This is a genomic window from Streptomyces sp. P5F9 (assembly GCF_057961495.1).
In genome coordinates, this window is record NZ_JBXVPZ010000041.1 from 25,811 (window position 1) to 36,537 (window position 10,727).

A 10,727-nucleotide genomic window follows, 5' to 3' on the forward strand; every position below is an offset into this window, starting at 1 on the left:
GCTCAGTGAAGCGTTCTGGGCTTTTGCGCCCCTATGCGAGTGGACTACTTGCCCGTGAACTTCTCGTACTCCTTGAGGACCTCGTCGGTCGGGCCGTCCATCCGGAGTTCGCCGCGTTCCAGCCACAGCACCCGGTCGCAGGTGTCGCGGATCGACTTGTTGTTGTGACTGACGAGAAACACCGTGCCCGCGGACTTGCGCAGCTCGCGGATGCGCTCCTCCGAGCGGACCTGGAACTTGCGGTCGCCGGTGGCCAGCGCCTCGTCGATCATCAGGACGTCGTGGTCCTTCGCCGCCGCGATGGAGAAGCGCAGCCGGGCCGCCATGCCGGAGGAGTAGGTGCGCATCGGGAGGGTGATGAAGTCGCCCTTCTCGTTGATGCCGGAGAAGTCGACGATCTCCTGGTAGCGCTCCCTGACCTGCTCGCGGGACATGCCCATGGCGAGCCCGCCGAGGATGACGTTCCGCTCGCCGGTGAGGTCGTTCATCAGGGCCGCGTTCACGCCCAGCAGCGAGGGCTGGCCATTGGTGTAGACCCGGCCCTTCTCGGCCGGGAGCAGGCCCGCGATGGCCCGCAGCAGGGTCGACTTGCCGGAGCCGTTCGAGCCGATGAGGCCGACGGCCTCGCCGCGGTAGGCGACGAAGGAGACGCCCTTGACGGCGTGCACCTTGCGCACCCCGCGCTCCTCGCCGCGCTTGACTATGCGGCTGAGGGCGGAGGTGGCGCTGCCCTTGCCGGTCTTGGCGCCGTGCACGCGGTAGACGATGTGCAGCTCGTCCGCGATGACGGTGGGGACCAGATCCTGGGGGGTCCGCTCGACGTTCTGCTCAGCCACGGCCGTACCTCTCCTCCGCCTGCCAGAAGTACACGAAGCCGCCGGCGAACAGGACCACGGCCCAGAAGGTGGCGATGGCCCACACGTGCGGCGGCAGGTTCGAGGAGCCGTAGCCGTCGATGAGCGCGTAGCGCATCAGGTCCATGTAGATGGCGGCCGGATTCACCTGCAGGATGCGGATGAACACCTCGGAGCGGCCCTTCATCATCGCGCTGATGGAGAACATGACGCCCGACGCGTACATCCAGGTGCGCAGCATGAACGGCATCAGCTGGGCGAGGTCCGGGGTCTTGGCTCCCATCCGCGCCACGATCAGCGCGAGCCCGGTGTTGAAGAGGAACTGCAGCACCAGGACCGGGAGGATCAGCAGCCAGGACAGGCTCGGGTAGCTGCCGAAGCCGACGACGATGATGAACAGCACGATCATCGAGAACAGCAGCTGCTGGAGCTGTTGCAGCGCGAAGGAGATCGGCAGCGAGGCGCGCGGGAAGTGCAGCGCGCGCACCAGGCCGAGGTTGCCGGAGATCGCGCGGACGCCCGCCATGATCGAGCTCTGCGTGAAGGTGAACACGAAGACGCCCGTGACCAGGAACGGGATGTACACGTCCCGGGACATGCCCCGGCTGGCCTTCAGGATGACGCCGAAGATGAAGAAGTACACGGCCGCGTTCAGCAGCGGCGTGGCCACCTGCCAGAGCTGGCCGAGCTTCGCCTGGCTGTACTGGGCCGTCAGCTTCGCCTGGGAGAAGGCGAGGATGAAGTGCCGGCGTCCCCAGAGCTGGCGGACGTACTCGGCGAGTCCGGGGCGGGCACCGCTCACCGTCAGCCCGTACTTGGCGGACAGTTGTGCCGCCGTGAGGCCTTCGTCGGGCGACGGACGCGGGCTCACCGCGACTCCGCCGTCATGCGTTGTCTCACTCAAGGGTGGATGCCTTCATTTTCGGATGCGTCTTACGACTGTCTTGCGTTCGTCTTACGGAATTGTGCTACAGGAACTGACACGTATCCGCCGCCGGATACGTTTCGAGGGGGTCGGCCGCGCGTCCCGCGCGCGGGACGCGCACCCCGAGCTTGTCAGATGACCGGAGGACGGCCCAGCCGGGTCAGGCGCCACACCGTACGCCACCGCATGGGCCGGCGCGGTCCGCACGGAGTGGTCCAGCCCTCCTTGAACCCGCCGAACCAGGCCTGAAGCGCCGGGCGCGAGGGGCGGCGCAGGAGGGTGAGCAGCAGCCACACGCCGAGGTAGACGGGGACGAGGGGCGCGGGGAGGTTGCGGCGGGCCAGCCAGACCCGGTTGCGGGCGACCATGCGGTGGTAGACCGCGTGCCGCGAGGGCGCGGTCGTCGGGTGGTACAGCACCATGTCGGACCGGTAGTCGATCATCCAGCCCGCGTCGAGGGCCCGCCAGGCGAGGTCGGTCTCCTCGTGGGCGTAGAAGAACGCGTCCGGGAGTGCGCCGACCTCGGCGAAGACCTTCGTGCGGACGGCGTTGGCGCCGCCGAGGAAGGTGGTGACCCGGGAGGAGCGCATCGGGTCGGAGGCGCGCAGCCGGGGGACGTGCCGGCGTTGGGTGACGCCGGTGTCCGGGTCGGCGATGCGGAAGCTGATGATGCCGAGGCGGGGGTCGGCGGCGAAGGCCTGCCGGCACAGCTCGGCGGTGTCGTGCTGGGCGAGGAGCCCGTCGTCGTCGAGGAACATCACTATGTCGACATCGCGACCGCCGGGCCCGAATGCCTCCAGACCGATGTTGCGGCCGCCGGGGATGCCGAGGTTCTCGGGCAGTTCTATGGTCCGCACGCCCTCGGGGACGTCCGGGACGGGCGAGCCGTTGCCGACGACCACCACTTCGACCCGGTCGCCGTCCTGCTTGGCGACCGAGTCGAGCAGCGCCCGCAGTTCGTCGGGGCGGTTGCCCATGGTGATGATCACCGCGCCGACCTTCATGCCGCTCACTTCAGCCTGCTCGACGCGAGGATCGACACCAGGTGCAGCAGGGTCTGGAGCAGCGCGATGCCGGCCAGTACGGCGACGCCCAGCCGCGAGTAGAACAGGTCGCCGCGGACCTGGTCCACGATCGCGAGGACCAGGATCAGCAGGGACGCCTCGATGCCGAGGATCAGCCGGTGGAACTTGAAGGCGGCGGCGGCCCGCCGGGCCAGCGCCATCCCCGAGGAGCGCATCTCGGCCGCGGACTCCTGCACCGGTGCCTTGCCGGTCTGGTGGCGGGCCACCCCGACCAGGTCGGTCTCGGCCTTGATCAGGATCGCGCCGAGCGCGGCCAGCGTCCCGAGGAAGGCCCACAGCCAGTCGATACGGCCGCTGCCCCACAGGTCGGCGGCGCGCAGCCCGAAGCCGACGAGCACGGCGGCGTCGGTCAGATAGGCGCCGACGCGGTCGAGGTAGACCCCTGCGAGGGAGTACTGCTTGCGCCAGCGGGCGATCTCGCCGTCGACGCAGTCCAGCAGCAGATACATCTGGACGCACACCACGCCCAGCACGGCGCCCGTGATCCCCGGCACCAGCAGCGCCGGGGCGGCGAGCACGCCGAAGACGGTCATCAGATACGTGAGCTGGTTGGGCGAGACCCTGGTGTTCACCAGGTAGCGGTCCACCCGCAGGGACACCTCACGCATATAGAGGCGTCCCATCCAGTGCTCACCGCTGCGCCGGTCCTTCACCCCTGCGGGGTGGACGACGGGACGGAGTTCAGCTACCGATGGCCTTGACATAGTCGGCGTAGATGTCCTTGATCTGGTCGGTTTTCAGGTCGAGGTGTTCGAGGATCGTGTAGCGGCCGGGGCGGGTCTCCGGAGCGAACTCCACGGCGCGGACGAACTCGTCCACCGTGAAGCCGATCTCCTCCGGCAGCACGGGCAGTCCGTGCCGGCGCAGTACCTCGGCCATGTACGCCGATTCCTCGTGGGCTCCGCGCAGGTACATCGCGAAGGCCGCGCCCAGTCCGCACTGCTCGCCGTGGGCGGCCGCGCGTTTGGGGAAGAGCAGGTCGAAGGCGTGGTTGATCTCGTGGCAGGCGCCGGAGGACGGGCGTGAGTCGCCCGACACCGACATAGCGATGCCGGTGAGGACCAGTGCCTCGGCCAGGACCTGGAGGAAGGCGTCGTCGCCGACGCCACCGGGGTGCCTGAGCACCGCCTCGCCGGCCTGCCGCGCCATGGCCGCGGCGAGACCGTCGATCTTCTCGCCCTTGACCCGGTTGGCCAGCTCCCAGTCCGCGACCGCGGAGATGTTGGAGATGGCGTCGCCGATGCCGGAGCGCACGAAGCGGACGGGGGCCTCACGGATCACGTTGAGGTCGATGACCACCGCGATCGGGTTCGGCACACCGTAGGAGCCGCGCCCCGCGTCGTTGTCGAGCGTCGCGACCGGTGAACACAGGCCGTCGTGCGCGAGGTTGGTGGCGACCGCTACCAGCGGAAGACCCACCCGTGCGGCCGCGAACTTCGCGCAGTCGATGATCTTTCCGCCGCCGAGGCCCACGACCGCGTCGTACCGGCCGCCCTTTATGTCGCCCGCCAGCCGGACCGCGTCGTCGATGGTGCCGCCGTCGACCTCGAACCAGGTGGCGCCGGGCAGGCTCGGCGCGATCCGCTCGCGCAGCCTGGCGCCCGAGCCGCCGCTGACGGCGATGGCGAGCTTGCCGGAGTGCGAGATGCGTTCGTCGGCGAGCACGCACGCCAAGTCGTCGAGGGCACCCGGGCGGATGTCGACGACGACGGGCGAGGGGATCAGCCGGGTCAGTACAGGCACGCGATCTCCCGCCCCTTGGCCAGATCGTCGTGGTTGTCGATCTCGACCCACTTGACGTCGCCGATCGGGGCCACGTCGATCCGGAAACCGCGGTTCACGAGCTCCTGGTAGCCGTGCTCGTAGAACTGCTGCGGGTCGGTCTCCCACACGGTCTTGAGCGCGTCGGCCAGTTCGGGGGTGGCGTCGCCCTCGATGAGGGTGACGCCGATGTACTCACCGGTGGCCTCGGCGGGGTCCATCAGCTTGGTGATCTTCGTCATGCCCTTGGCGGGGTCGACGACGACCTTCATCTCCTCGTCCGCAAGGGACTTGACGGTGTCCAGCGCCAGGATGATCTTCTTGCCGTCGCCGCGAGCAGCGAGCAGCGTGTGCTCGACGGAGACCGGGTGGACGGTGTCGCCGTTGGCGAGGATCACGCCGTCCTTGAGGGCGTCACGTCCGCACCACAGGGAGTAGGCGTTGTTCCACTCCTCGGCCTTGTCGTTGTCGATGAGGGTGAGCTTGAGGCCGTACTTCGCCTCAAGGGCCGCCTTGCGCTCGTACACGGCTTCCTTGCGGTATCCGACGATGATCGCGACCTCGGTCAGACCGATCTCGGCGAAGTTGCCGAGCGTCAGGTCCAGGACCGTGGGTTCGCCCTCTATGCCCGCGGGCCCCACCGGCACCAGAGCCTTGGGAAGGCTGTCGGTGTAGGGGCGCAGACGCCGTCCGGCGCCGGCCGCCAGCACGAGGCCGATCATGCGGGTTCTCCTTCATCGTGTACGGCGGGCGCCCCTGCGGACACCCAGAAGCGGATGCTCTCGACGAGCACCAGCAGGGCCACGGCCACGGCAACCGCCGTGAGCGCGACCGTGAACTGCGACGCGGTGAGCGCGGCGGCGAGAACGGTGACGAGCAGCGTCCGCCCTTCGTGCCCCCCGATGGCGCGCACCAGCCAGGCCGGGGACGCCCCGGCGTTGCCGCGGATGCGGTACACCGTGTCGTAGTGATGGTAGGCGACGGCGGCCACCAGGCCGAAAGCCGTTGGAAGTGCTCCGTTCACCTCCGCTTCAGCCGCGAGGATCAGGACGGTGCAGTATTCCGCCGCCCGGAAGAGCGGGGGGACCAGCCAGTCGAGGGAGCCCTTCAGGGGGCGGGACAAGGCCTGGCCGGCGGCGATCGCGTAGACGAGGGCGCCCGCCACGGGGGCCCAGGTGACGCCGGAGAAGAGGGTTGCCACGAGAACCGCCGTACCGGCGAGTGCGATCAGGAACGGCGCACCCAGGCGGACGGGGCTGACACGGGCCACGAACGACGCGAGCGGCCCGTTGTCCGCGAGGTCCGCCAGCGCCTGTGCCGCCCGGTCCGTGCGCCGTGCCTTCCGCGTCAGTGAGCGCAGCACCCGGCCGGCCGTCGTGTACGTCGCCGCGAAGGCGCAGCCGACGAGGAGGACGTAGAAGGTGATGCGGGGGGTCGTCGCGGCCGTGAGGACGGCGATCATCGCCCATCGTTCGCCGATGGGCAGCACTATCATCCGGCGCACCCAGACCGTCCAGCCGACGCTGTCGAGCTTGTCGGAGAGGGCGGCGGTGGGGCTGGTGTTGGCGGTGGCGTCGTGGTTGGCCTCGTTGAACGAGAAGTCCACGACGTGCCGGCAGGTCTGAAGGATCATCGCGCCGAGCGCGAGCGCCCATACGTCGTCGCCGCCCCGGGCCGCTCCGAGCGCGAGGCCCGCGTAGTAGGCGTACTCCTTGGCGCGGTCGAAGGTGGCGTCGAGCCAGGCGCCGAGCGTGGAGTACTGCAGGGCGTAGCGGGCGATCTGTCCATCGACGCAGTCGAGGACGAAGGAGCAGAGGAGCAGTACGCCGGCCACGACGTAGCCGGCGCGGGTGCCGGTGGCCGCGCTGCCCGCCGCGATGAGCGCGGTGAGCAGGGAGGCGGTGGTGACCTGGTTCGGGGTGAGGCCGCGGCGGGCGCACCAGCGCGCGATGTAGCGGGAGTACGGGCTGATGAAGTGGGTGGTGAAGAAGCCGTCGCGGGACTTCACGGCCGACTTGAGGCGTACGGCCTCGTCGTCGACGGCGGCGACGGCCTGGCGTGCCTCGTTGCGGGCCTGCGGGTCGGTGGGGACCGTGGCGACGAGGCTGCCCAGCTCGGGGCGGTGCACGGGGCAGCCGTCGGCGTCGAGGGCGGTGACGACGCGGTCGGCGAGGCTGCCGAGGAGAGTCGTGCCGCCGCCGGCCGAGTGCTCGCGGGCTACCGCGCGGGTCAGGGCCTGGCGGCCGGCCGGCTGCGCGGTGACGGCGCCCGGTACCGCGGCGAGCGGGAAGCGGGGGTCGGTGAGGCCGAGGCGCAGCGCGTGCAGGTGGCCCATGAAGCGGGCGTCCACGACGGCGACCCGCTGGTCACCGGGGACCGCGGCGAGGAGCGTCTCCGCCTCGGTGGTGTCGGCGGCGGTCCGGACGTCGAAGCCGAGCGACCGCAGATCGCCCTCGATCGACGATCCGGGGACCGGCTGACCGGTGAGGATGGCGGTCGGCAACCGAACTCACTCCCTGGGTCCGACGCTCGGGCGCCGGTCATGTGCATGGTGGTGGCGCCCTTCGGGTGGCACCCGGGCGGCATGTCGGCAGAGGCTATCGGATGCTCTCAAGCCCGTGTTCACCGGCCGTTCATGGCCTGATCAACACGGTCTGCAGGCGCCTCCGCCGAGATCATCATCGGGGATTCGGGGCCCGCCCGACAAACCGCACCCGTCAGACCGGGCATCGCGGGACATTGCGGAGGCCCTCTCCGTATCGGCATAGGGTGAATGCCCATGACATGGCTGATCACCGGCGGAGCCGGATACATCGGGGCGCATGTGGCACGGGCGATGACGGACGCCGGGGAGCATGTCGTCGCCCTGGACGACTTCTCGGCGGGAAACCCCGCACGCCTTCCTACGACCGTCCCGCTCGTCCACGGCTCCTCCCTGGACGGCGACCTCCTGAAGCGGGTGTTCGCCGAGCACGGGGTGACCGGGGTCGTGCATCTCGCGGCGCGCAAGCAGGTCGCCGAGTCCGTGGCGCGGCCGACGTACTACTACCGCGAGAACGTCGGCGGCCTGGCGACCCTCCTGGACGCGGTCACCGGCGCGGGAATCGAGCGGTTCGTGTTCTCGTCCTCGGCGGCGGTCTACGGCGACCCGGGCGTCGACCTGATCACCGAGGACACCCCGTGCGCGCCGGTGAACCCGTACGGCGAGACGAAGCTCACCGGTGAGTGGCTGGTCCGGGCGGCGGGCGCGGCGCACGGCATCGACACGGTGTGCCTGCGCTACTTCAACGTGGCGGGCGCCGCCGCGCCCGAGCTGGCCGACACGGGCGTCTTCAACATCGTCCCCATGGTCTTCGACCGGCTCACCCGTGACGAGGCTCCGCGGATCTTCGGCGACGACTATCCGACCCCGGACGGCACCTGCGTCCGCGACTACATCCACGTCGCGGATCTCGCCGACGCCCACCTGGCGGCGGCCCGGCGGCTGGCCGACGGGAGCGCGAGCGGCGACCTGACGGTCAACATCGGCCGCGGGCAAGGGGTTTCGGTGCGCGAACTGGTCACCGTGATCGGCGAGGTCACCGGGGACCGGCGGCCGGCAGTCGTCGAGGGACGGCGTCCCGGGGACGCGCCGCGGGCAGTCGCCTCCGCCGAGCGGGCCGCCGTAGAGCTGGGGTGGTCGGCTCGGCGTGGGGTGCGGGAGATGGTCGCGTCGGCGTGGCAAGGGTGGCGCCAGCACCATGCCCAGTGAACTTAGGCTGCCCTGACCTGCTATTTGTTTACGCAGGTCAGGGCACATGACAACGGTGTTCAGTGCCGCGTTGCCCGATACCCCCCACCCGTAGTTCACTGTGATCCGGAGCGGTAATCAGGAGGGCGGCATTCCATGGGGGCAGGGCACGACCACGGGCACTCGCACGGCGCCCCCGTCACCGGTACGGCGGCGGCCGCGTACCGGGGCAGGCTGCGGATCGCGCTCGGGATCACGATCACCGTGATGGTGGTCGAGGTCGTCGGCGGACTGCTCGCGGACTCCCTCGCGCTCATCGCGGACGCGGCCCACATGGCGACGGACGCGCTGGGCCTCGGCATGGCGCTGCTCGCGATCCACTTCGCGAACCGCCCGGCGGCCGGCAACCGCACCTTCGGCTACGCCCGCGCGGAGATCCTCGCCGCGCTCGCCAACTGTCTGCTGCTGCTCGGCGTCGGCGGATACGTCCTGTACGAGGCGGTCCAGCGGTTCGTCACGCCCGCCGACACCGAGGGCGGGCTGACCATCGTGTTCGGCCTGATCGGCCTGGCCGCGAACATGATCTCCCTCACGCTGCTGGTGCGCGGCCAGAAGGACAGCCTGAACGTGCGGGGCGCGTTCCTGGAGGTCGCCGCGGACGCGCTGGGCTCCCTGGCGGTGATCATCTCGGCCGTGGTGATCCTGACCACGGGCTGGCAGGCGGCCGACCCGATCGCCTCCCTCGTCATCGGCCTGATGATCGTGCCGCGGACGCTGAAGCTGCTGCGCGAGACCCTGGACGTGCTGCTGGAGTCGGCCCCCAAGGACGTCGACATGCAGGACGTCCGCGCCCACATCCTGGCCCTGGACGGGGTCGAGGACGTCCACGATCTGCACGCGTGGACGATCACCTCGGGCATGCCGGTGCTCTCCGCGCACGTGGTCGTCCGCTCGGACGTGCTGAACGCCATCGGCAACGAGAAGATGCTCCACGAACTCCAGGGCTGCCTCGGCGACCACTTCGACGTGGAGCACTGCACCTTCCAGCTGGAGCCCCGCGGACACGCGGAGCACGAGGCGAAGCTGTGCCACTGACGTTCCCATGCGGCCTGCATGAGGCACGCATGAGCCCCGTACAGCTTCCGCGCTGACCGAAACCAACCGCTTTCGAGGGCGTGCGGCCCGCCGCCGCGCGCCCGGGCCCTCACTCCCGCGCCCCACCCCCCGACGGTTCCGCCGTCGCCGCGCCGGGCACGATGAACTGCCGGGAGTGCCGGATCCGTACGGCAGACTTGGCCTTGAGGACCGATGTGAAGGATGGGTATGCCGACCACACCTGCCACCGCGACGCACAACTCGTCGAACGGCACCGCTGACGCGATCTTGCTCGAACTGGTCGACGAGAGCGGCGTGACGATCGGCACCGCCGAGAAGCTCACCGCCCATCAGCCGCCGGGGCAGCTGCACCGCGCCTTCTCCGTCTTCCTCTTCGACGAGCAGGGCCGGCTGCTGCTCCAGCAGCGGGCGCTGGGCAAGTACCACTCCCCCGGTGTGTGGTCCAACACCTGCTGCGGTCACCCCTACCCCGGCGAGGCGCCCTTCGCGGCGGCGGCCCGGCGGACGTACGAGGAGCTGGGGGTGTCCCCGTCGCTGCTCGCGGAGGCGGGCACGGTGCGCTACAACCACCCGGACCCGGACTCGGGCCTGGTCGAGCAGGAGTACAACCACCTCTTCGTCGGCATGGTGCAGTCGCCGCTGCGGCCGGACCCGGAGGAGGTGGGCACGACCGCGTTCGTGACCCCCGCCGAGCTGGACGAACGGCACGCGAAGGACACCTTCTCGTCCTGGTTCATGACGGTGCTGGACGCGGCCCGCCCGGCGGTCAGGGAGCTGACGGGCCCGTCCGCGGGCTGGTGAGAGGCGCTACGGCACCTGCGCGGGCTTGAGCGGCAGGGCGGCCCAGATCACCTTGCCGCCGCTCGCCGTGTGCTCGACATCGCAGACACCGCCCGCCTCCCGGGTCACCTCGCGCACCAGGAGCAGTCCCCGGCCGCCGGTCTCGTCGTGGTCTGCCACCAGGGCGGTCGGGCGGTAGGGGTGGTTGTCCTCGACGGACACCCGCACCCACTCGGCACCGACGGCGACCTCCACGGCGAGGGTCGGCGACAGCAGCACCGCGTGCCGGACCACGTTGGTGACCAGCTCGGAGACGATCAGCAACAGCCCCTGCAACAGCTCGTCCGAGAGGGGCACACCCTGCCGGAAGAGCAGGTCCCGTACGGCGTGTCGCGCCTGCGGGACGGAGGCGTCGACCGCGGAGGCGGTGAACCGCCAGACTCCCTCGTACGGCAGCGGATCCGGCGGGGCGGGGA

The 10,727-nt window shown here is 70.2% G+C and carries 11 protein-coding genes; 3 read left to right on the forward strand and 8 right to left on the reverse strand.

The window, feature by feature from the left end:
- Positions 1-44 precede the first annotated feature (44 nt).
- The 7 genes from AC31A1_RS10365 to AC31A1_RS10395 form a co-directional block, all read right to left on the reverse strand.
- Positions 45-836 carry an ABC transporter ATP-binding protein gene (locus tag AC31A1_RS10365; RefSeq protein WP_328676206.1) on the reverse strand — a complete coding sequence of 264 codons (792 nt, stop codon included), beginning with the start codon at positions 834-836 and terminating at the stop codon, positions 45-47.
- Entirely contained in the window at positions 829-1,758 is a 930-nt protein-coding gene (locus tag AC31A1_RS10370; RefSeq protein WP_489652983.1) for an ABC transporter permease, read from the reverse strand. The genes AC31A1_RS10365 and AC31A1_RS10370 overlap by 8 nt, the downstream gene beginning before the upstream one ends.
- A gap of 152 nt (positions 1,759-1,910) precedes the next feature.
- Complete coding sequence (locus AC31A1_RS10375) at positions 1,911-2,783, reverse strand: glycosyltransferase family 2 protein (RefSeq protein WP_489652991.1); 873 nt, start codon at positions 2,781-2,783, stop codon at positions 1,911-1,913.
- A 5-nt stretch (positions 2,784-2,788) separates the two neighbouring features.
- Complete coding sequence (locus AC31A1_RS10380; protein WP_078532484.1) at positions 2,789-3,568, reverse strand: CDP-alcohol phosphatidyltransferase family protein; 780 nt, start codon at positions 3,566-3,568, stop codon at positions 2,789-2,791.
- Positions 3,546-4,607 (reverse strand): iron-containing alcohol dehydrogenase family protein, encoded by a 1,062-nt coding sequence (locus tag AC31A1_RS10385; protein WP_489652984.1) that lies wholly within the window; start codon positions 4,605-4,607, stop codon positions 3,546-3,548. The genes AC31A1_RS10380 and AC31A1_RS10385 overlap by 23 nt, the downstream gene beginning before the upstream one ends.
- Complete coding sequence (locus tag AC31A1_RS10390) at positions 4,595-5,347, reverse strand: phosphocholine cytidylyltransferase family protein (RefSeq protein ID WP_489652985.1); 753 nt, start codon at positions 5,345-5,347, stop codon at positions 4,595-4,597. Before AC31A1_RS10390 ends, AC31A1_RS10385 begins: the two co-directional genes overlap by 13 nt.
- Entirely contained in the window at positions 5,344-7,128 is a 1,785-nt protein-coding gene (locus tag AC31A1_RS10395; RefSeq protein WP_489652986.1) for a DUF5941 domain-containing protein, read from the reverse strand. The genes AC31A1_RS10390 and AC31A1_RS10395 overlap by 4 nt, the downstream gene beginning before the upstream one ends.
- A gap of 276 nt (positions 7,129-7,404) precedes the next feature.
- Between AC31A1_RS10395 and galE the strand changes: the two genes are divergently transcribed.
- From galE to idi, 3 genes are all read left to right on the forward strand, one after another.
- On the forward strand, positions 7,405-8,376 hold the full coding sequence (galE, locus tag AC31A1_RS10400; protein ID WP_489652987.1) for a UDP-glucose 4-epimerase GalE: 972 nt from the start codon (positions 7,405-7,407) through the stop codon (positions 8,374-8,376).
- Between the two features lie 135 nt (positions 8,377-8,511).
- Complete coding sequence (locus AC31A1_RS10405) at positions 8,512-9,450, forward strand: cation diffusion facilitator family transporter (protein ID WP_489652988.1); 939 nt, start codon at positions 8,512-8,514, stop codon at positions 9,448-9,450.
- Between the two features lie 228 nt (positions 9,451-9,678).
- Positions 9,679-10,272: an isopentenyl-diphosphate Delta-isomerase gene (idi, locus tag AC31A1_RS10410; protein WP_405975162.1), complete on the forward strand. Its 594-nt coding sequence runs from the start codon at positions 9,679-9,681 to the stop codon at positions 10,270-10,272.
- A gap of 6 nt (positions 10,273-10,278) precedes the next feature.
- On the opposite strand, the gene AC31A1_RS10415 is transcribed toward idi, so the two are convergent.
- Positions 10,279-10,727 (reverse strand): ATP-binding protein (locus AC31A1_RS10415; protein WP_489652989.1); only part of this gene is annotated, 449 nt, incomplete at its 5' end.